The following is a 19,437-nucleotide window of genomic DNA, read 5'->3' on the forward strand; positions in this document are numbered from 1 at the left end:
TGATTGGCGCATCAGAAGACGTTTGCTCTCGAGATTGGTTTTCGTGGGTCGCGCCCCGACGAAAACTGGCGATTGAAGACATGATTAAATTCGAAAACGTCTCGATGGTTTACGAGCCCAAGCAGAAAAACGCTGCCCTGGACGACGTGAGCATCGAGATCAACCGCGGCGAGTTCGCGTTCCTTGTCGGCGAATCCGGCTCCGGTAAATCCACCTTCCTCAGCCTTGTCCTGCGTGAGAAGCGCGCCACCGACGGTGCGGTCTACGTGGCCGGCCAGAACCTGAATCGCATCCCGAGCCGCCGCGTGCCGAAACTGCGCCGCAACATCGGCTTCGTCTTCCAGGACTTCCGCCTGCTGCGCGAACGCACAGTTTTCGACAATGTCGCCTTCGCGATGGAAGTCATCGGCGCCTCCCGCGCGCAGATCCGCGACCGGGTCCCCGACGCATTGAAGCTCGTAGGCCTCGAGGACAAAGCCCGGCGCAAGCCAACCGAACTTTCCGGCGGCGAGCAGCAGCGCGTAGGCATCGCCCGCGCGATTGTGAACAAGCCCGCCATCCTGCTGGCCGATGAGCCCACCGGCAACCTCGACCGCAAGAACAGCATTGAAGTCATGAACGTGCTGGACCGCATCAACCAGAACGGCACCACCGTGCTGATGGCGACGCACGCCCATGAGCTGGTCAGCGAGTACCGCCACCGCGTCATCGAGCTGAGCTCCGGACGCGTTGTGCGAGATGAAGCGCAGGGCCAGTACACGCCGATGACGACCGTGGTGAACCAGGACGGATCCCGCGCGCTGCTCTTCGGCGATGCCTCTGCCGAGCCGAACGAAGAGCGCGAACCGCTTGAAGCCATGGATGAAAAGAAGGACGAAGACCAGTGAGACTAGGATTTATCCTGCGCGAAGCCGTCAAGGGCCTGCGCCAGAACGTCGTCATGGTCGTTTCGGTGGTGCTGGTGACCTTCGTGTCGCTGACCTTCGTCGGCGCTTCGGCGCTCCTGCAGCTGCAGATCAACCAGATGAAGGGCTACTGGTACGACCGCATGGAGGTCGCCGTGTACCTCTGCGACGACACCAGCGCTTCGCCGAATTGCGCAGGCAAGCCGGTCACCGACGATCAGCGCAACTCCATCAAGGCCATGCTTGAATCCGAGCAGCTCGCGCCGTACGTCAAGGAAATCGCCTACGAGTCCAAGGAAGACGCCTACAAGAACTTCCTTGACCAGTACAAGAACTCCTCGCTCGTCGACCAGGTCAAGGCCGACCAGCTGCCCGAGTCCTTCCGCGTCGCCCTGGTCGATCCTGAGAAATACCAGGTCATCAACGAGGCATTCTCAACCGTTGCAGGCGTGGATTCGGTGGTCGACCAGCGCGAACTGCTGGAAAAGGTCTTCCAGCTCGTTCGCGTCGCCTCTGCCGCAGCCGCCATCGTGGCGATCGTCATGATCGCCTGCGCCGTGCTCCTCACTGGCACGACGATCCAGCTGTCGGCCATGCATCGACGGCTGGAAACCACGATCATGCGTCTGGTGGGCGCTTCCAAGGCAACAATCCAGCTTCCGTTCATCATCGAGGGCGTTATTGCTTCCATCATTGGCGGCGTGCTGGCTTCCGGGACGCTCTGGCTGCTGATGAAGTTCCTCGTTGAGGACAAACTCGCAAGTGAGAACGTCGGAGTGGCTTTCATTTCCACCGGTGAGGTCTGGCTCATAGCTCCGGTGCTCTTGATAATTGGTATCGTTTTGGCAACAATTTCATCAGTGGTAACGTTGAAGCGTTACCTGAAGGTTTAGCTTCACTTCGACCTTTGTGTCGTGTTCAACCTGCTTTTCGCACTTCTCTAAGGAGACCTATGCTGTCCAACGCAGTTCGGCGCAAGTTCCTGCGCGCCACTCTCGGTGGAGCAATGGCTCTCGCCCTGACACTGCCAGCTGGTCTCGTTGTCGCCGATGAACTCGATGACAAGAAGGTCGAGGTTCAGGAGAACATCGACAACCTGGAACAGGACATGGAGTTCCTGGATGCAGACATCCAGGAAACCGACCAGAAGCTGCGTGACCAGCAGTCCCAGGTCCCGGTCCTGCAGGCGGCATTGGCCGATGCGCAGAACCGCGTCGCCAACGCCCAGGCAACCGTGGCGGACCTGAATGACCGGTTGATCAGCGCCCAGGGAACCCGTGACAAGGTCGCAGCGGAGATCGAAGCGAACAACGCGGAAATGGCCAAGGCGGAAGACGCCATGGCCAAGATCGCTTCCGAAGCGTACAAGCGTGGCGGCGTATCCGGCGGCTTGGACATGATCCTGAACATGGAATCGGCGACGGCCATGGCCGACGGCCTCGACATGGCCAACCGCGCCATGGAATCGCAGAACTCCGCCTACAACGATCTGGCGCAGGAGAAAGCGAACAACGAGAACAACAAGGTCCGACTGGCTGCGGTGGAGAAGGAAATTTCCTCGCTGAAGTCACAGGCTGAAGAAGCGCTGGCCCAGGAGGAATCCGCCCGCAATGCGGCGCAGTCCGCCAAGGACGAGCTGGATGCGCTTGTTGTCAGCACCGAGTCCCTCAGCGCGCAGCTGGAAGCGAAGAAGCCACAGATCCAGGCCAAGCTGAAGGCCCAACAGGCCGAGTACGCGCAGGTGCAGGCCGATATCAAGGAGCGCCAGGAGCGCCTGCTGCGCGAAGAGCAGGAACGCAAGCGCAAGGCGGCCGAAGCCGAAGCCAAGCGCAAAGCGGCCTACGAGGCCCAGCAGGCCAAGCTGGCCGCGGAAGCCAAGGCCAAGAAGCAGACCTATACCAAAAAGAAGTACGTTCCCAAGGAAACCTCCGCTCCGGCCGCGCCGCAGTCGTCAGGCTCCAGCGCCTGGGGACTGGTCAAGCCGACTACCGGCAACCGGATCACGTCCAGCTTCGGCTGGCGCCCGACGCCTGCCGGCACCATCGACTACGGCGGACGCGGCGGCTACGTGCACGCCGGTCTCGATTGGGGCTTCGGAGGCCAGTGCGGTTCGCCGATCACTGCAGCCGCCGACGGCGAAGTCTGGATGGCAGGCTGGGGAGGCTCCTCGGGCAACAAGGTGACAATTTCGCACGGCGTCGTCAACGGCAAGGCGCTGGCAACGAACTACCACCACATGTCCAAGATCGCCGTCAGCGTCGGGCAGAAGGTCTCCCAGGGCCAGGTCATCGGATACGTCGGCACAACCGGCAACTCCACCGGATGCCACCTGCACTTCGAAACGATTGTCAACGGCCAAGCCGTGAACCCATTGGGACTTCTCTAACGCTAGACTTGATATTTGTGCGCGGGAAACCGCCCGCGACATGCAAGGAGTGTCATGGCCAAGAAGAACCAGGAAGATCGTGTCATCGCGAGCAACCGCAAAGCTCGCCACGATTATGAAATTCTCGACACATTCGAAGCCGGTATGGTGCTGACCGGCACCGAAGTGAAGTCCTTGCGCGAAGGCAAGGCATCGCTGGTGGACGGCTTCGGCCAGTTCTATCGCGGCGAACTGTATATCGAGAACTGCTACATCCCGGAGTACCTCAACGGCTCCTGGACCAACCACGCGGCTCGTCGCCGTCGCAAGCTCCTGCTGCACCGCCAGGAGCTCACCAAGATCGAGCGCAAGATCTCCGAAGCCGGCCTGACCATCGTGCCGCTGAGCCTGTACTTCAAGTCGGGGCGCGCGAAGATCGAGATCGGCATCGCGCGAGGCAAGCGCGAATTCGACAAGCGTCAGACGCTGCGCGAGAAGCAGGACAACCGTGAAGCACTGCGTGCCATGCGCGAGCGCAACCGCGGTCATGCCTGATCGGGCTGTAGCTACGCGCTGAATCGGTGGCGCATCTCTCGTTGGGGTTCCAGCGGGAGGTGCGCTATGATTGATTAACGCACTTCGGTGCGGTTGCATCCGGGGAAACCCGGAACTGACAACAAAATACGGGGATGATCGGTTTCGACGGTGTAAGTCGCGACAGATGAAGCGGGCCGAGGACGCAAAGTTATCTCGTAAACGCTCTTTGCAAAACAATAAGTGCCGAATCTAAGCGCACTGACTTCGCTCTCGCTGCCTAAGCAGCCAGACAGTCCGTTAGCCAGGGGATGCTATCGCCCCTGTTCCTAACGTCATTTAGATAGCCACTGTATCCGGCAGTTGTTGCCGCTGTTGGGTACATATCTAGGCAACTGTGCCCGGACCAGCCACTTGTTTGCGTGATGGCTGGGGCAGAGAAATTCCGCAGCAAACTGCGCCCGGAGAAGACCTGGCAACACTACATCGGACGGGAGTTCAATTCTCCCCATCTCCACCAACGGCCCCGGAACTTCGGTTCCGGGGCCTTTTGCTGCCCGGAATCGGGTTGGAGGTGCTGTACCTCTCGCGCGAGCCTGCTCGCGGGCGTTCTGTTTACCACATAGAATTGAGTAGATACCGAGAGCATCCTTGGGCGAAAACATGCGGAATTAGAGTGAGGCAGTCAGCCATGGGCAAGAGCAATACCCAGAAAGTTTCACCCATCCTCTCTTCGCTCTACGCGGCCGTCGCCTTCCTGCTGGAGGTCGGTTTGCTGTTCGCCGCGGCACTTGCCGCCATCGCCTATGTGCCCTGGCCGACGATCCCCGCGATCCTCGTGGTGGTGGTGCCGTTGCTGGCGCTCTGGTCGGTGTTCTTCTCGCCGAAGGCCGTCGTCAAGCTTCGCCTGCGCACCAGGCTCACGCTCATCCACCTGATCTACCTGGTCGGCTCCTATGTGCTCTGGTTGAGCATCGACCGGTCGTTCACCGAGCAGTCGCAGATCTGGGCCATCGCCATGCTCGTGCTCACCGGCGTGAGCGCGATCCTGATCCTCGCCACCGGCGGCTACGTAGTACCGCACGACCGGACCAAGCCCCAGCCCAGCCCCCGGCCACAACCGCAGCCGGTGGGCGCCCGAACTGCCCAGTCCGCGCAGTCGCCAGCACCAGCCCGCGGCCGCCGCGCCGCACGCTGAGTCGCACCACCCAAGTTTTCAATCAGTAGAGCCAGGCCGACAGGCCTGGCTCATGTCTTTTAATCGTGCTTATTAATCGTCCGTCCGGTCACGAGCACAGCCATGCGGCGGCCCACAGTCCGAGCCCGGCCGCAGAGAGGGCGCCGAGCATGGTGCCGACGGCATTAGCCGCGCTGGCTACCGGCTTGCGAGCCTGCAGCAATCGCACAGTCTCGACGCTGGCGGTGGAGAAGGTCGTGTAGCCGCCCAGGAACCCCGTTCCGACTGCGAGCTGCCACGCCGCGGGAAGCAGGTTGCCGGCGGCCAAGCCCGCGAGCAGGCCCAGCAGGAACGATCCGCTGAGATTGATGAGGATCGTGCCCCACGGCAGGGACCCTGCTAGGCGGGAGGCGACCAATCCGTCCAGCGCGTAGCGGGCGCAGGCCCCGAGGCCGCCGCACAGGCACAAAACGATGAATAACGTGGCGGTCATCGGGCATCCTCCGCGCAGGCTCCGCGGCGGCGGCGCGTGGCCCCGAGCAGGATGCCGCACCAGCTGGCCGTCGCGCCGAGCACGACGCAGCCCAGCGCGTACAGCACGCCGAGGCCGACGGAGCCTGCGCCCAGCAGCAACGCAGCGTCCACCGCGAAGGTGCTGTAGGTGGTGAAGCCTCCCATGAACCCGGTGCCCAGCAGCAGCCGCATCCGCCGGGCGCTCTTGGGGCTGGAGCCGGCGCGGTCCAGCGATTCAAGCAGCAGTCCGAGCAGCAGCGCACCGAGGATGTTCACGGCGAAGGTGGCGCTCGGAAAGCCGTGCAGCGCAGGGAGCAGCAGAGTCACGGCCTCGCGGCCCGCGGTTGCCGCCGCGCCGCCGAGGAACACCAGCAGCAGCTGGCCCGGTCGCAGGTGCGCCCGGCGCTTCCGGCGCCGCTGCGCGCGCAGGGCGTCGGCCGGCTCGGGGCCCGGGGGCAGCGGCTGGGGGAGGTCTTCGGTCATTGCTCAGCGTTCGTCGGTAGCGGATGGGGGCACGAGGCGGTGGGCACGGTCACGACCCGGGCTCAGGAGCGCTGCGCGGCGGGAACCACGAGCACCGGGCGCAGCTGGTTCCGGGCGAGCTGCGCCGCCACGGAGCCGTTGAGCAGTTCGTGCAGGGAGGCGCGCAGCGAGGGCCGTCTCGCGCCGATCACGATCATCCGGGCCTCGATCCGTTCGGCCAGGGCTGACAGCTCTGCGCTGGGGCTCCCGGCCAGCGCATGGGTCCGCCAGCGCACCGCCAGCGGGTCCAGTAGCGCTGCCAGCTGCGCGTTCAGCTGCGGCGGGAACGGCTGGACGGCTACATCCTGCACTTCGGGGTCGATGGGCGCCGAGCGCACGGTGCCGTCGGCAAGCCGCTGCACGGTGTAGCGGGCGGGATCGACCCAGGCGCAGTGCAGTTCGGCGCCCAGCTGCGCGGCAAGGGCGGCGGCCTGGGCCGGGGCGGACGGATCCTGCTCCCGGCAGACGCCGAGCAGCAGCACGCCGGAGCTGTCGGTCATCGGGTGCTCCTGTCTGCCGGCGGGGTCCTGCCACCATTTTTGCACACGCCCGGGCGCTCAGGCCGGGCGCACCCAGACCAGCGAGGCGTCCACGTAGTCCAGGCCGTGCGGCAGGGTGATCGTCGCGCCGGGCACCAGCCCGCGGTCCCTGGCCCGGCGCAGGAAGTCGGGGTCCTCGTCGCTGATCCGGTCCACGATCGCGGCGCCGCCGGTGAAGCGGTCGAGGCGCACCGCCCGGCTGGCAGGCAGCGTGCCGTCGGCGGCGGGGATCGCGTCCCCGTGCGGGTCGCGCTGCGGCCGGCCCAGGCGCTGGTCCAGCGCGTCGATGAAGCGGTCGGTCACGGTGTGCTCCAGCGCTTCGGCCTCGTCGTGCACCTCGTCCCAGCCGTAGCCCAGCTCGTCGCGCAGGAAGGTCTCCAGCAGCCGGTGGCGGCGCACCATGCGCAGCGCCTCGCGCCGCCCGGTCTCGCTGAGCGTGATGGCCCCGCGCGGCACGTGGTGCACCAGCGACTTCGCTGCCAGCTTCTGGACCATCGGGGTGGCCGAGGCGGGGGTCAGGCCCAGCTGGTCGGCCAGTGCGCCGGTGCTCACCTCGGTGTCCTCCCACTCGGTGAGCAGGTACAGGGCCTTGAGGTAGTCCTCTTCGCTGGTGGTCAGCGCGCGCGGGTCGCGGTTGCGGGGCATGGGCGGCTAGCGGTTCAGGTAGGGCAGGATGATCTCGTGCAGCGCGCCGTTGGTGGCCAGCGCGTTGCCGCCATGGCAGCCTTCCTCGCCGGCGACGGAGGTGAAGCGCCCGCCTGCCTCGCGCACCACCGGCACCAGGGCCGCCATGTCGTAGAGCTCCAGTTCGGGTTCGAACGCGGCGTCCACCGCGCCCTCGGCCAGCAGCGCATAGGAGTAGAAGTCGCCGTAGCCGCGGGTGCGCCAGGCGGTCTCCAGCAGCTCAAGCAGCCCGTCGAGCTTGCCGGCATCCTTCCAGCCGTTCAGGGAGGCGTAGGACAGCGACGCGTCGGACAGCTCGCTCACCCCGGAGACGCTGATTTGGCGGGTGGCGGTGGAGCCGACCTCGGCGCCCGGCTCGGTGACGAACGCGCCCAGCCCGGTGGCCGCGTGCCAGCGGCGGGCCAGCGCCGGGGAGGAGATGACCCCGAGCACCGGCTCGTCGTCGATAAGCAGCGCGATCAGCGTGGCCCACACCGGCACGCGGCGCACGAAGTTCTTGGTCCCGTCGATCGGGTCGATGACCCAGCGGCGCGAGGAGTCCCCGTGCACGCCGAACTCCTCGCCGAGCACGGAGTCCTCCGGGCGGTGCTCGGCCAGCTGCGCGAGGATCAGCTGCTCGGCGCCGCGGTCGGCGTCGGAGACCGGGGTCATGTCAGGCTTGGTCTCGACCTTGAGGTCGTTGGCGCCGTAGCGGGCCAGGGTGAACGCGTCGACCTTGTCGGCCAGCGCGAGGGCGAAGTCGAGATCCTGCTGCAGGGTGTATTCAGCCATGGTGGTGCGGCGCTAGTGCGCGCCGAGCTCCTTTTCGTGCGTAGTTTCCTCGGTGGTGACCAGCCGGCGGTAGGACGCCAGCCGGGCGGCGGCCTGGGCGCCGGTGGATTCGTCGTCGGCCCAGGCCTGCAGGGCGCAGCCTGCCTCGCCGGCGGCGTGGGTGCAGCCGCGCGGGCAGCCGGTGGCGATGTCGGCCAGGTCCTCGAAGGCGGCCAGGATGTTCTCCGGGTCCACCAGGCCCAGCCCGAAGGAGCGGATGCCAGGGGTGTCGATCAGCCAGGAGCCGGGGGTGTCGCCCAGGCGCAGCGCCAGCGCGTTGGAGGAGGTATGGCGTCCGCGCCCGGTGACGGCATTGACGTGCCCGGTGGCGCGCTCGGCGCCGGTCAGGGCGTTGACCAGGGTGGACTTGCCCACGCCCGAATGGCCCAGCACCACCGAGACGCAGCCGGCGAGCATGCCCTGCAGTTGCTCCAGCGCCGCGGAGTCCAGCCGGGCGCTCGCCCCGTCGGCGCTGCGCGCGTCGATGCCGGAGGCCTCCGCGGCGGTGGTGCGGGAAATGACCACCGGCAGCTCCAGGCCCTCGTAGTGCGCCAGGAACTCGGCAGGGTCGGCCACGTCGGCCTTGGTCACGCAGAGCACCGGCTGGATGCCGGCGTCGTAGGCGGCGACCAGCGCGCGGTCCACGAAGCCGGTGCGCGGTTCCGGGTTGGCGGCGGCGACCACGATGACCAGCTTGTCCACGTTCGCCACGACCACCCGCTCGGTGGCGTCGGTGTCGTCGGCGCTGCGGCGCAGCAGCGTGCTGCGCTCCTCGATGCGCACCAGCCGCGCCAGTGTGTCGGGCTTGCCGGAGGTGTCCCCGACCAGTGCGACCATGTCCCCGGGCACGATGGCCTGGCGGCGCAGCTCGCGGGCGCGCGCGGCGATCACGATGCGCTCGGCGGCGGTGTCCTCGTCGAGGATCGCCGTGTAGCGGCCGCGGTCCACGGTGATGATGCGCCCGATCACCGCCTTCTCATGGGCCGGGCGGTCCTTGGTGCGCGGGCGCGAGCCCTTCTTGTTCGGGCGGACGCGGACCGAGGATTCGTCGTAGTCGGAGTAGCGCATCAGCGGGAGCCTTCCGCGGCCGGGTTCGCGGCGGTGGCCGCCATCGCCGCCCACTGCTTCGGGAAGTCCGGCATGGTCTTGGAGGTGGTGGCGATGTTTTCCACCCGCACCCCGTCGATGGCCAGGCCCAGCAGGGCGCCGGCGGTGGCCATGCGGTGGTCCTCATAGCTGTCGAGGTCGCCGGGCCTCAGCGGGCCCGGGGTGATCTCCAGCCCGTCGTCGGTGACGGTTACCTGCACCCCCACCTTGCCCAGTTCGGCCTGCAGCGCGGCCAGCCGGTCGGTTTCGTGCCCGCGCAGGTGCCCGATGCCGGTCAGCTTGCTGGGGGAGTCGGCCAGCGCGCACAGCGCGGCCAGGGTCGGGGCCAGCTCGGAGGCATCCGCGTACTCGATGCCGCGGATCGGCCCGGTGCCGCGCACGGTGAGCACCGAATCCGCGCCCAGGGACACCTGCGCGCCCATGGCCTGGAGGATCTGCACCCACTTGCCGCCCACCTGGGTGGTCGTGGCCGGCCAGAACGGCACGCGCACCACGCCGCGGGTGGCCAGCGCGGCGGCCAGGAACGGCCCGGCGTTGGACAGGTCGGGCTCCACGGTGACGGTGAAGCCCGCAATCCGCTGCGGCTGCACGCTCCAGCCGCGCCCGTCCTCATCGAGGTCCACCACGGCGCCGAGTTCGCGCAGCGTGGCCACGGTCATCGCGATGTGGTCCGGCGAGGCCAGCGGGCCTTCGGCGGCGCGCAGGCGCAGCCCGCCGGGCAGCGCCGGGGCGGCCAGCAGCATAGCGGAGATGAACTGGGAGCTGGCCGAACCGTCGATCTGCACGTCGGCGCCGGCCTCAAGCCGCCGCGCGTCCATGGTGAAGGGCAGCATGCCGGGGGCCCCGTGGAAGCTGAACTGCACCCCGAGCCCTGCCAGGGCGTCGAGCACCGGGGCCATCGGGCGCACGCGGGCCGCCGCGTCGCCGTCGAAGTCGGCCTGCGCGCCGGCCACGGCGGCCAGCGCCGGGACGAAACGCATCACGGTGCCGGCCAGCCCGCACTGCACCGTCAGCGGCCCGGCCGCCAGCCGCTCCGGAGGCACCACGCGCACGGTGGTGGAGCCGTCGGCTTGCGCGGTGCGCTCCAGCTGCACGCCGAAGGCTTCCAAGGCGTTGAGCATCAGCTCGGTGTCGCGGCTGATCAGCGTGTTGTGGATCGTGGAGGGGGAGGAGGCCAGCGCGGCGAGGATCAGATACCGGTTGGTCAGCGACTTGGAAGCCGGCACGAGCACCGTCGCGTCCAGCGGCGCGGCGGCGAAGGGGGCGGGCCACCACTGCGGCTCGACATGGTGCGAAGGGGTGGTTCCAGTGCTGGGTGCGGTGTTGATGGGGCTGATCCTAACTGTGGGGCCTGGCTGCTGCGGCGTCGGAGCATGGGATGTTCTGGCGCCTGCCGGGGCGTTCATCGCCCCGTCCCGCCTGCTTAAATCCTAGCCGAGATCGGCGCGGGAATAAGGGTTGGACGCCGTTCGTTGAACTGAGTGTGACGACGATTGAAGACATCAGCACCCTGGCAGGCGCCGGAGGCCCCGCGCAGGAGACCCGGCGTCCGGGGCGTTCCCTGTCCGGAAACCCCGGACAGCGCGTAGACTCGAGGGCGATGACTAACGAGAGTGTGGACGCGAACCTTCCCGATGCGGGCGCCGAGTCCGAGGCGCAGCGCCGCGAGCGCTTTGAGCGGGACGCGCTGGTCTACGTGGACCAGTTGTATTCTGCCGCGCTGCGCATGGCGCGCAACCCGTCGGATGCCGAGGACCTGGTCCAGGAGGCCTACACGAAGGCGTATTCAGCCTTCCACCAGTACAAGCCGGGCACGAATCTGAAGGCCTGGCTGTACCGGATCCTGACCAATACCTACATCAACCTGTACCGCAAGCGCCAGCGCGAACCGCTGCGCACCAGCACGGACACGGTGGAGGACTGGCAGATGGCCCAGGCGATGGAGCATTCGCCCACGGGCCTGCGCTCGGCCGAAGTCGAGGCGCTGGACCACCTCCCGGATTCGGATGTGAAGGCGGCCCTGCAGTCCATTGGCGAGGATTTCCGCCTGGCGGTGTACTTCGTCGACGTCGAGGGCTTCAGCTACAAGGAAGCCTCGGAGATCCTCGGGGTGCCGATCGGCACGGTCATGTCGCGGCTGCACCGCGGGCGCAAGCAACTGAGGGAACTGCTGGCGGACTACGCCGCAGAACGCGGAATCCAGGCGGCGGCCAACCCCGCAGCCCAGGTCGATGGAGGGACGAAGTAAGATGGACTGCAATTCTTTGGGGGACTGCTCCGACGCGCGCATCGTGCGCATCTACGAGTACCTCGACGGCGCCCTCACGCTGGCCGACCTGAAAGAGGTCAAGGCCCACCTGGACCACTGCCCGGAGTGCGCCGAGCAGTACGATCTGGAGTGCATCATCCGCTCGGTGGTGCGCCGCAGCTGCCAGGAGCACGCCCCGGAACAGCTCAAGGCCAACATCATCACCCGGATCTCGCAGATCAGGATCGAATCCGGCCACTAGCATCCGGCGCGGCGCGCACCGGAACGTGGAAAGAACCCCGTATCGCTCGAAAGATTTCGAGTGGTACGGGGTTCTTCGTCTGTTCGCATCGCTTAGCTGTTTGGGCGCTTGCCGTGGTTGGCACCGCCACGCTTGCGATCGCGACGCTTACGAGCGCGCTTCGACATGGTGACTCCTTAGAGGGATCATTTCAAACTGCTCGATGGGTATCGAGCCGACTAATAGTCTTTCACATTCCGGTGGCAAAAGCCTAACGGGGCCCGCGTGGGCCGGGTCTCGCCGAGGCGCCGCCGCTAGCCTGCGCTGGGCTCGGGCAGCTGCAGCCAGGAGTACCAGCCGCGGTGCAGCACCAGCCACGCCATCAGCCCGTAGCCGGCCTGCCCCGGCACGCCGCCGGAGGCGTTCAGGTCCGCGCGCCACTGGGCGTGGGTGCGCAGCGGGGCGAAGGTGTCCACGTAGTGGTGGTTGCGGCGCATGGCCACGTCAGCGTACACGCGGTTCAGCTCGGCCACGTGGTCGTTGCGCGCGTCGTCCAAGCCGGGGGCGGGGCCGACCAGCAGTGCCTTGATGTTCATCTGGGAGGCCGAATCGAGGATGTTGGCCAGGTTCAGGCGGCTGCGCGCGGTGCTGACGCCCAGGTCGACGTCGCGGTCCGACAGCGCGATCACCAGGCGGTTCTCGAACTGGTCGCTGAACCGGCGCGAGGCTTCGCCCAGCCAGCGTTCGGCCAGGGCTTCGGAGCCCTCGGCGGGGGCGGCGAGCACGAAGGACTGCAGACGCAGGGCCGGGTCCTGGGTGCGGGCCATGACGCGGCCGAACCAGCCCAGGCCCCGCGGGTCGCCGTGGCCTGCCAGAAGTTCATCACCGATTGCGGTAATGCGGATGGTGCGTAACTCCAACTTGGCGGCCTTTCGTTGGGTAATAAGGTGAATCGCTGTCAACATTATCAGTGTTGCAGCGTGTGCTCGGGGATGTCGCACCCCATTAAACACCTAGACCGGCGAACCATGCCCCCTGGAAAGGGAGCCGGTTCGCCGGTCGGGGTATGCGATGCAGACGCGGGGCGGACTAGCGGGCGAAGGCCTGCTGGATCAGCACCGCGTTCTCAGCCTCGTGGCGCTTGGCGGTGCCGGCCGAGGTGGCGGCCGATGCCGGACGCGAGACCAGGTTGATCTTCTGGTCCAGGTTCGGTGCCACGTACAGGCCGAAGAACGGCCATGGGCCCTGGTTCGCAGGCTCGTCCTGGACCCAGCTCGCGGTCGCGTTCGGGTACTTGGCCAGCTCGGCGGCGATCTGCTCGACCGGTGCCGGGTAGAGCTGCTCGACGCGGACGATCGCGGTCTTCGAGTCCCCGGCCTTGGTGCGTGCGGCCAGCAGGTCGTAGTACACGCGGCCCGAGCACAGCAGCACCTTGTCCACGGCGTTCGCATCCGTGATCGAGGCGTCGCCGATGACTTCCTGGAAGCCGCCGCTGGTGAAGTCCTCCACCGCGCTGGCGGCCGCCTTCAGGCGCAGCAGCTGCTTCGGGGTGAACACGATCAGCGGCTTGCGCGGACGGGCGTAGGCCTGGCGGCGCAGCAGGTGGAAGTGGTTGGCGCCGGTGGATGGCTGGGCCACCACCATGTTGTTCTCTGCGCACAGCTGCAGGAAGCGCTCGATGCGGGCCGAGGAGTGGTCCGGGCCCTGTCCCTCGTATCCGTGCGGCAGCAGCATGACCAGCGAGCTGGACTGCGACCACTTCTGCTCGGCCGAGGAGATGAACTCGTCGATCACGGTCTGGGCGCCGTTGACGAAGTCGCCGAACTGCGCTTCCCACATGACCAGCGCGTCAGGGCGCTCCACGGAGTAGCCGTACTCGAAGCCCAGTGCGGCGTACTCGGAGAGCAGCGAGTCGTAGATCCACATCGATGCCTGGTCCTCGGACAGGTTCTTCAGCGGGTACCACTCGGTGTCGTTCTCGCGGTCGTGGAAGACCGCGTGGCGCTGCACGAAGGTGCCGCGGCGCGAGTCCTGGCCTGCCAGGCGGACCGGCACGCCTTCCATGGACAGCGAGCCCAGGGCTGCCAGCTCGGCGAAGCCCCAGTCGATGCCGCCTTCGCGGGACATCTTGGTGCGGCGCTCAAGCAGCGACTTCAGCTTGGTGTGCATCACGAAGCCCTCCGGGATCGCCGAGTGGGCGTCGCCGATGTGGGCCAGGGTCTGCGCGGAGATCGCCGATGGACGGGCGCCGTCCATGGTGTTCTCGTCTGCGGCCTGGGCGAACGGCTTCTCCAGGTCGTTGATGGTCGAGCCCGGGGTGATGATCGGGATCGGCGAGGTCTGCGCCGCGTGGGTCTCGGCGAAGATGCGCTCCAGGTTGGCCTTGTACTCCGCCAGTGCGTTGTCGGCCTCTTCCTGCGTGATGTCGCCGCGGCCGACGAGGGCCTCGGTGTACAGCTTGCGGGTCGAGCGCTTGGCCTCGATCAGGTTGTACATGATCGGCTGGGTCATCGACGGATCGTCGCCCTCGTTGTGCCCGCGGCGGCGGTAGCACATGAGGTCGATGACGACGTCCTTGCCGAACTTCTGGCGGTACTCGAAGGCCAGCTGGCCCACGTGCACCACTGCCTCCGGGTCGTCCCCGTTGACGTGGAAGATCGGGGCCTGCACCGTGCGGGCCACGTCGGAGGCGTAGACCGAGGAGCGCGAGGAGGACGGCGCGGTGGTGAAGCCGATCTGGTTGTTCACGATCACGTGCACGGTGCCGCCGGTCTTGTAGCCCGGCAGCTGGCTCATGGCCAAAACCTCGGAGACCACACCCTGTCCGGCGAATGCGGCATCGCCGTGCACCAGGATCGGCAGCACTGCGTTGCCCGAGCCCAGGCGGTCCAGCTTCGCGCGGGTGATGCCCTCGAGCACCGGATCCACGGCTTCCAGGTGCGACGGGTTGGCCGCCAGGTACACCTTGGTCTCGTTGCCGGCGTCCGAGGTGTAGGAACCCTCGGTGCCCAGGTGGTACTTCACGTCGCCGGAGCCCTGGACGGAGCCCGGGGTGGCGGTGCCTTCGAATTCGCGGAAGACCTGTGCGTAGGTCTTGCCGGCGATGTTGGTCAGCACGTTCAGGCGGCCGCGGTGGGCCATGCCGATGGCCACCTCGTCCAGCTGCTCGTCGGCGGCGTCGGAGATGATGGCGTCAAGCAGCGGAATCAGCGATTCGCCGCCTTCCAGCGAGAAGCGCTTCTGGCCGACGAACTTGGTCTGCAGGAAGGTCTCGAAAGCCTCGGCGGAGTTCAGCTTGGACAGGATGCGCAGCTGCTCTTCGCGGGTCGGCTTGGCGTAGCCGCGCTCCAGCTTGGACTGGAACCACTCGCGCTCTACCGGGTTCTGCAGGTGCATGTACTCGGTGCCGATGGTGCGGCAGTAGGCGTCGCGCAGGATGCCCAGGATGTCGCGCAGCTGGGCGCGGTCCTTGCCGCCCAGGCCGCCGGAGATCCACTCGCGGTCCAGGTCCCACAGGGTCAGGCCGTAGGACTTGATGTCCAGGTCCGGGTGCTTGCGCTGGACGTATTCCAGCGGGTTGGTGTCGGCCATCAGGTGGCCGCGCACGCGGTAGGAGTTGATCAGGTGCTGGATGCGGGCGACCTTGTTGACCTGCAGGTCGATGTCGACCTGGTTGTCCACGGCCCAGCGCACCGGCTCGTACGGGATGCGCAGCTGCTCGAAGATCTCGTCGTAGAAGCCCTGCTCGCCGAGCAGCAGGCTTTCGACCAGCTTCAGGAACTCGCCCGAACCCGCCCCTTGGATGACGCGGTGGTCGTAGGTGGAGGTCAGGGTGATGTGCTTGCCGATGCCCATGCGGGCCACGGTGGTCTCGGCCGAACCGCGGAACTCTGCCGGGTATTCCAGTGCGCCGACGCCGATGATGGCGGCCTGGCCCTTGGACAGGCGGGGCACCGAGTGCACGGTGCCGATGCCGCCCGGGTTGGTCAGCGACACGGTGGTGCCTGCGTAGTCGTCAGCGGTCAGCTTGTTGCCGCGGGCGCGCTTGATCAGGTCCTCATAGGTGGCCCAGAACTCGTTGAAGCTCAGGGTCTCGGCGGCCTTGATGTTCGGCACCGCCAGCATGCGGGTGCCGTCGGGCTTGGGCATGTCGATGGCGATGCCGAAGTTGACGTGGGCCGGCTGGATGGCGGTCGGCTTCTTGTCGATCACGTCGTAGGTGACGTTCATCGAAGGGATCTGCTTCAGCGCACGGATCACGGCGAAGCCGATCAGGTGGGTGAAGGAGATCTTGCCGCCGCGGGCGCGCTTGAGGTGGTTGTTGATGACGATGCGGTTGTCGATCATCACCTTGGCCGGCACGGCGCGCACGGTCGTGGCGGTCGGCACGGTGAGGCTGGCATCCATGTTGGTCGCGATGGCCTTCATCGGGCCGCGCAGCGCGGTGCGCTTTTCCTCGCCGAACAGCCCGGTCGACGGGGTCGGCTTCGGGGCCTGAGCTGGAATTGGAGCGGTCTTCGGCGACGGCTCGGCCTTCTTGACTGGTGCTGCGGCTGCCGGGGCCGGCTCCGAGGCGCGGGCTTCTGCGGCCGCGCGCGGAGCGCCCTTGATGACAGGAGCTGCTGGTGCGGCTGGAGCGGCGGCTGCCGGCTTCGATGCCGGTGCGGCCGGGGCCGACTTCTCCGCAGCGAGGGACTCGAAAATCTCCCACCACTTCTTGTCCACCGAGTTCTTGTCAACGAGATACTGTTCGAACAGCTCATCTACTAGCCATTCGTTTCCACCGAACTCTTCAGTCAGCCGGTGGTGTGCTTGCTCTGGCACGTGCAACGCCTCTTCCCTGATTTCTACGTTGTTCTAGCTTGAGCCGGTGGTCTGACGAGGACGTGATAATGACCGCCGAACTCACTTTGATTTCTAGACCTGCCGACCAGTCTAGTAACTTTTCTACGCGCTTGGCCACGGCACGTATCAAAACTCACGAAAGTGGCGCGAATGACATCCCGTTCATCGGGTGGCAGATACCGCTGGTCGCCAGCCGCGCGGGGTAATGCGGATTTCGGCTCCATTAGTTAGACTGAGTCGCACTATGGAATCACACTCTCCTAGCCGGCCCGACGCCCGTAGGCGCAGCGCCGGCCACGTCAGTCCATCTCCGTTAAGTTCCGGCGCCGCATTGGAGCCTTCTAGTTGCCCCCAACTGGGCATCGGAGAAATATCACCTCAACCTTTGCGCGGGTGGAGCTAACCACCCATGGAATGGCTTTACATACTTTTCGGCCTGCTGCTGATTCTCGGCACCGGCTTTTTCGTGGCAGTGGAATTCGCGCTGGTCGCACTCGATAAGAGCACCGTGCAGCAGGCGGTGGACGCCGGAGAACGCGGTGCCAAGCCGCTGATGCAGTGCCTGACCTCGCTGTCCACGCAGCTGTCCAGCTGCCAGCTGGGCATCACGCTGACCACGCTGCTCACCGGCTACGTGCTCGAGCCCTCGCTGAGCAAGCTGCTGGCCCCGCTGCTGGAAGCCATCGGCATCGCCGGGACCAGCGCCACCGCGATCTCCGTGGTCGTCTCCATGCTGATCGCCACGCTGCTGTCGATGCTCATCGGCGAGCTGGTCCCCAAGAACATGGCCATCGCCATGGCCATGGCCGTGGGCAAGGCCCTGGCCCGCCCGCACCTGGTGTTCACCGCGGTCTTCAAGCCGGCCATCGTCGTGCTGAACGGATTCTCCAACGCGGTGCTGCACCGCTTCTTCGGGCTCGAGGCCAAGGAGGAGATCTCTGCGGCCCGTTCGTCGCAGGAACTGGCCTCGCTGGTGCGCCGTTCGGCGCAGCTGGGCACCTTGGACCTGCAGACCGCCCGCTTCGTGCAGTCAACCATCGAATTCTCCGAGCGCACCGCCGCCGACGTGATGACCCCGCGCACCTCGATGTCCACGATTGACTCCGAGGCGCCGCTGTCGGAACTGATCGCGGTCAGCGCCGAAACCGGCTTCTCGCGTTTTCCGGTCACCGAGGGATCCAGCGACGAGATCCAGGGCGTCTGCCATATCAAGGCGGTCGTCTCGGTGCCACGCGAACGCCGCGCCGCGCTGCAGGTGGGGGAGTTCGCCCACGACGCGCTCTACGTCCCGGAGACCATCCACCTCGACGTGCTGCTGGAGCAGCTGCGCGAGGCCGAGTACCAGCTGGCCATCGTGATGGACGAGTACGGCGGAACCGCCGGGCTGGTGACCCTGGAGGACCTGGTCGAGGAGATCGTCGGGCAGGTGTCCGACGAGCACGACGAGGACGAGGAAGAAGCAGTCACCCAGCCCGACGGCAAGTGGCTCTTCCCGGGCATGTACCGCCCGGACGAGGTCAACGAGCACGTGGGCAGCGAGGTCATCCCGGATGACGCCTCCTACGAAACCATCGGCGGCTACATGCTCGCCGAGCTGGGCCGCCTGGCGGAGCTGAACGACCAGGTCTGCACCGCGGCCGGCATCTTCACCGTCACCGAGCTGGACGGGCGGCGCATCGCGCAGATCCGCTTCGAACCGGCGCCGCAGCCGCAGGAGGAGGACGAATGAGCGACTTCATGGGACTGATCTGGCTGGTCATCCTGCTGGCGTTCAACGCCTTCTTCGTGGCCGGCGAATTCGCTGTCATGTCCGCGCGCCGCTCGCAGATCGAGCCGCTGGCCGAGGCCGGCAACAAGCGCGCGAAGATCGCGCTGTACGCCATGGAGCACGTGTCGATCATGCTGGCAGTGTGCCAGCTGGGCATCACCGTCTGCTCGCTGCTGATCCTGAACATCTCCGAGCCTGCGATCCACCACCTGCTGGCCGAGCCGCTGATGGCCCTGGGCCTGGCGGAGGCCGCGGCGGACACCGTCGCGTTCCTGATCGCGCTGGTCCTGGTGACCTTCCTGCACGTGACCTTCGGCGAGATGGTGCCGAAGAACATCTCGGTCTCCGTGGCAGACAAGGCGGTGCTGCTGCTGGCCATGCCGCTGGTGGGCCTGTCCAAGGTGCTCAAGCCGTTCACCGCGCTGCTCAACGGGGCGGCGAACCTGGTGCTGCACGCCTTCGGCATCGAACCCAAGGATGAGGTGGCCAGCTCCTACACGGCCGCCGAGGTGCGCACCATCATCCACACCTCCTCCGAGGAGGGGGCGCTGGAGAAGGAGGACGCGCTGCGCCTGACCAAGGCGCTGGAGTTCTCCAGCGTCACCGCGAAGACCTGCATGGTGCCGCTGGACGACCTGTTCACCCTCGAATGGGGCGCCGCCACCGCGCGCGAGTTCGAGAAGAAGGTCGGCAAGACCGGCTTTTCCCGCCTGCTGATCACCCGCGACGAGGTCCCGGTGGGCTACTGGCACGTTAAGGACGTGATGCTCATCGACGATGCGCATTCAACCGCCCCGCTGCTCGACCTGGACCTGCATCCGCTGGGCAAGCTGAAGCAGGACACCGAGATCGAGGACGCGCTGGAGACCATGCGCCAGGAGGGCAACCATCTCTCCGCGGTGGTCGACGACGCCGGCGCCACCCTGGGCGTGGTGTTCCTGGAGGACATCATCGAGGTGCTGGTCGGCGAGATCAGCGACTCCACCCGGAAGCGCGTGGCCCCGCCGCGCAGCCACCCGGAGGGCTGATCCAACCGGGCCGGAGGGGGTTTCAATTCAGCCTCCGGCCGATCGCGTATTGCGAATGACTCGCAACTGGTAGGATTAACTGCGGTACCGCTTCGGCGGTGCCGCAGTTTTTCATTCCCGCCCGAATCCGCACCCCCTGGGCGCACCCCGG

General features: G+C 66.6%; 19 protein-coding genes and 1 other RNA gene. 10 read left to right on the top strand and 10 right to left on the bottom strand.

Annotation, left to right across the window (positions count from 1 at the left end; genetic code table 11):
• The first annotated feature begins 80 nt into the window (after window positions 1–80).
• The 6 genes from ftsE to RF641_RS00335 all read left to right on the top strand — a co-directional run bounded on the left by ftsE (window position 81) and on the right by RF641_RS00335 (window position 5,002).
• A complete protein-coding gene (ftsE, locus tag RF641_RS00310) occupies window positions 81–887 on the top strand; it encodes a cell division ATP-binding protein FtsE (protein ID WP_047118713.1) in 807 nt (268 codons plus the stop codon).
• Window positions 884–1,798, top strand: a complete 915-nt coding sequence (ftsX, locus tag RF641_RS00315) for a permease-like cell division protein FtsX (protein WP_047118714.1) — start codon at window positions 884–886, stop codon at window positions 1,796–1,798. Before ftsE ends, ftsX begins: the two co-directional genes overlap by 4 nt.
• A gap of 59 nt (window positions 1,799–1,857) precedes the next feature.
• Window positions 1,858–3,291, top strand: a complete 1,434-nt coding sequence (locus RF641_RS00320; protein ID WP_053797773.1) for a M23 family metallopeptidase — start codon at window positions 1,858–1,860, stop codon at window positions 3,289–3,291.
• 54 nt (window positions 3,292–3,345) lie between these two features.
• Window positions 3,346–3,825 carry an SsrA-binding protein SmpB gene (gene smpB / locus RF641_RS00325; protein WP_047118716.1) on the top strand — a complete coding sequence of 160 codons (480 nt, stop codon included), beginning with the start codon at window positions 3,346–3,348 and terminating at the stop codon, window positions 3,823–3,825.
• A 130-nt stretch (window positions 3,826–3,955) separates the two neighbouring features.
• Window positions 3,956–4,324, top strand: a transfer-messenger RNA (tmRNA) gene (gene ssrA, locus RF641_RS00330).
• A 171-nt stretch (window positions 4,325–4,495) separates the two neighbouring features.
• Entirely contained in the window at window positions 4,496–5,002 is a 507-nt protein-coding gene (locus RF641_RS00335; protein ID WP_047118717.1) for a DUF2568 domain-containing protein, read from the top strand.
• Window positions 5,003–5,090: 88 nt separating this feature from the next.
• On the opposite strand, the gene crcB is transcribed toward RF641_RS00335, so the two are convergent.
• The 7 genes from crcB to aroA form a co-directional block, all read right to left on the bottom strand.
• Entirely contained in the window at window positions 5,091–5,474 is a 384-nt protein-coding gene (gene crcB, locus RF641_RS00340) for a fluoride efflux transporter CrcB (protein WP_113607927.1), read from the bottom strand.
• Window positions 5,471–5,977 carry a fluoride efflux transporter FluC gene (locus RF641_RS00345; RefSeq protein WP_424572143.1) on the bottom strand — a complete coding sequence of 169 codons (507 nt, stop codon included), beginning with the start codon at window positions 5,975–5,977 and terminating at the stop codon, window positions 5,471–5,473. Before RF641_RS00345 ends, crcB begins: the two co-directional genes overlap by 4 nt.
• 62 nt (window positions 5,978–6,039) lie before the next feature.
• The gene (locus RF641_RS00350; RefSeq protein WP_052772303.1) at window positions 6,040–6,516 is read right to left on the bottom strand and encodes a universal stress protein; all 477 of its coding nucleotides are present in this window, start codon (window positions 6,514–6,516) and stop codon (window positions 6,040–6,042) included.
• 57 nt (window positions 6,517–6,573) lie between these two features.
• Complete coding sequence (locus tag RF641_RS00355) at window positions 6,574–7,200, bottom strand: metal-dependent transcriptional regulator (RefSeq protein WP_113607930.1); 627 nt, start codon at window positions 7,198–7,200, stop codon at window positions 6,574–6,576.
• Between the two features lie 6 nt (window positions 7,201–7,206).
• Window positions 7,207–8,010: an inositol monophosphatase family protein gene (locus RF641_RS00360; RefSeq protein ID WP_053797778.1), complete on the bottom strand. Its 804-nt coding sequence runs from the start codon at window positions 8,008–8,010 to the stop codon at window positions 7,207–7,209.
• Between the two features lie 12 nt (window positions 8,011–8,022).
• On the bottom strand, window positions 8,023–9,117 hold the full coding sequence (rsgA, locus tag RF641_RS00365) for a ribosome small subunit-dependent GTPase A (RefSeq protein ID WP_181728172.1): 1,095 nt from the start codon (window positions 9,115–9,117) through the stop codon (window positions 8,023–8,025).
• The gene (aroA, locus tag RF641_RS00370) at window positions 9,117–10,562 is read right to left on the bottom strand and encodes a 3-phosphoshikimate 1-carboxyvinyltransferase (protein ID WP_424572144.1); all 1,446 of its coding nucleotides are present in this window, start codon (window positions 10,560–10,562) and stop codon (window positions 9,117–9,119) included. The genes rsgA and aroA overlap by 1 nt, the downstream gene beginning before the upstream one ends.
• A 194-nt stretch (window positions 10,563–10,756) precedes the next feature.
• Here aroA and RF641_RS00375 point away from each other — a divergent pair, with 194 nt between their 5' ends.
• Both RF641_RS00375 and rsrA read left to right on the top strand, forming a co-directional pair.
• Window positions 10,757–11,404 (top strand): sigma-70 family RNA polymerase sigma factor, encoded by a 648-nt coding sequence (locus RF641_RS00375; protein ID WP_047118721.1) that lies wholly within the window; start codon window positions 10,757–10,759, stop codon window positions 11,402–11,404.
• 1 nt (window position 11,405) lies between these two features.
• Window positions 11,406–11,666, top strand: a complete 261-nt coding sequence (gene rsrA / locus RF641_RS00380) for a mycothiol system anti-sigma-R factor (protein WP_047118722.1) — start codon at window positions 11,406–11,408, stop codon at window positions 11,664–11,666.
• Window positions 11,667–11,758: 92 nt separating this feature from the next.
• Here the strand turns inward: rsrA and RF641_RS00385 are convergent, their stop codons facing one another.
• From RF641_RS00385 to RF641_RS00395, 3 genes are all read right to left on the bottom strand, one after another.
• On the bottom strand, window positions 11,759–11,833 hold the full coding sequence (locus RF641_RS00385) for a 50S ribosomal protein bL37 (RefSeq protein WP_369299107.1): 75 nt from the start codon (window positions 11,831–11,833) through the stop codon (window positions 11,759–11,761).
• Window positions 11,834–11,959: 126 nt separating this feature from the next.
• Window positions 11,960–12,565 carry a GDSL-type esterase/lipase family protein gene (locus RF641_RS00390; RefSeq protein ID WP_424572145.1) on the bottom strand — a complete coding sequence of 202 codons (606 nt, stop codon included), beginning with the start codon at window positions 12,563–12,565 and terminating at the stop codon, window positions 11,960–11,962.
• A gap of 169 nt (window positions 12,566–12,734) precedes the next feature.
• Complete coding sequence (locus RF641_RS00395) at window positions 12,735–16,469, bottom strand: multifunctional oxoglutarate decarboxylase/oxoglutarate dehydrogenase thiamine pyrophosphate-binding subunit/dihydrolipoyllysine-residue succinyltransferase subunit (protein ID WP_424572146.1); 3,735 nt, start codon at window positions 16,467–16,469, stop codon at window positions 12,735–12,737.
• 430 nt (window positions 16,470–16,899) lie between these two features.
• Here RF641_RS00395 and RF641_RS00400 point away from each other — a divergent pair, with 430 nt between their 5' ends.
• The gene (locus RF641_RS00400) at window positions 16,900–18,219 is read left to right on the top strand and encodes a hemolysin family protein (RefSeq protein ID WP_424572147.1); all 1,320 of its coding nucleotides are present in this window, start codon (window positions 16,900–16,902) and stop codon (window positions 18,217–18,219) included.
• On the top strand, window positions 18,216–19,286 hold the full coding sequence (locus tag RF641_RS00405; RefSeq protein WP_047118725.1) for a hemolysin family protein: 1,071 nt from the start codon (window positions 18,216–18,218) through the stop codon (window positions 19,284–19,286). The genes RF641_RS00400 and RF641_RS00405 overlap by 4 nt, the downstream gene beginning before the upstream one ends.
• Window positions 19,287–19,437 lie beyond the last annotated feature (151 nt).

Source organism: Arthrobacter sp. 'calajunan', from assembly GCF_046940185.1.
Lineage (GTDB): Bacteria > Actinomycetota > Actinomycetes > Actinomycetales > Micrococcaceae > Glutamicibacter > Glutamicibacter soli.

Coding starts and splice junctions, on each gene's coding strand:
- ftsE (WP_047118713.1), top strand. CDS start 81: ATGATTAAATTCGAAAACGTCTCGATGGTTTACGAGCCCAAGCAGAAA.
- RF641_RS00320 (WP_053797773.1), top strand. CDS start 1,858: ATGCTGTCCAACGCAGTTCGGCGCAAGTTCCTGCGCGCCACTCTCGGT.
- smpB (WP_047118716.1), top strand. CDS start 3,346: ATGGCCAAGAAGAACCAGGAAGATCGTGTCATCGCGAGCAACCGCAAA.
- RF641_RS00335 (WP_047118717.1), top strand. CDS start 4,496: ATGGGCAAGAGCAATACCCAGAAAGTTTCACCCATCCTCTCTTCGCTC.
- crcB (WP_113607927.1), bottom strand. CDS start 5,474: ATGACCGCCACGTTATTCATCGTTTTGTGCCTGTGCGGCGGCCTCGGG.
- RF641_RS00345 (WP_424572143.1), bottom strand. CDS start 5,977: ATGACCGAAGACCTCCCCCAGCCGCTGCCCCCGGGCCCCGAGCCGGCC.
- RF641_RS00350 (WP_052772303.1), bottom strand. CDS start 6,516: ATGACCGACAGCTCCGGCGTGCTGCTGCTCGGCGTCTGCCGGGAGCAG.
- RF641_RS00355 (WP_113607930.1), bottom strand. CDS start 7,200: ATGCCCCGCAACCGCGACCCGCGCGCGCTGACCACCAGCGAAGAGGAC.
- RF641_RS00360 (WP_053797778.1), bottom strand. CDS start 8,010: ATGGCTGAATACACCCTGCAGCAGGATCTCGACTTCGCCCTCGCGCTG.
- rsgA (WP_181728172.1), bottom strand. CDS start 9,117: ATGCGCTACTCCGACTACGACGAATCCTCGGTCCGCGTCCGCCCGAAC.
- aroA (WP_424572144.1), bottom strand. CDS start 10,562: ATGAACGCCCCGGCAGGCGCCAGAACATCCCATGCTCCGACGCCGCAG.
- RF641_RS00375 (WP_047118721.1), top strand. CDS start 10,757: ATGACTAACGAGAGTGTGGACGCGAACCTTCCCGATGCGGGCGCCGAG.
- rsrA (WP_047118722.1), top strand. CDS start 11,406: ATGGACTGCAATTCTTTGGGGGACTGCTCCGACGCGCGCATCGTGCGC.
- RF641_RS00400 (WP_424572147.1), top strand. CDS start 16,900: ATGGAATGGCTTTACATACTTTTCGGCCTGCTGCTGATTCTCGGCACC.
- RF641_RS00405 (WP_047118725.1), top strand. CDS start 18,216: ATGAGCGACTTCATGGGACTGATCTGGCTGGTCATCCTGCTGGCGTTC.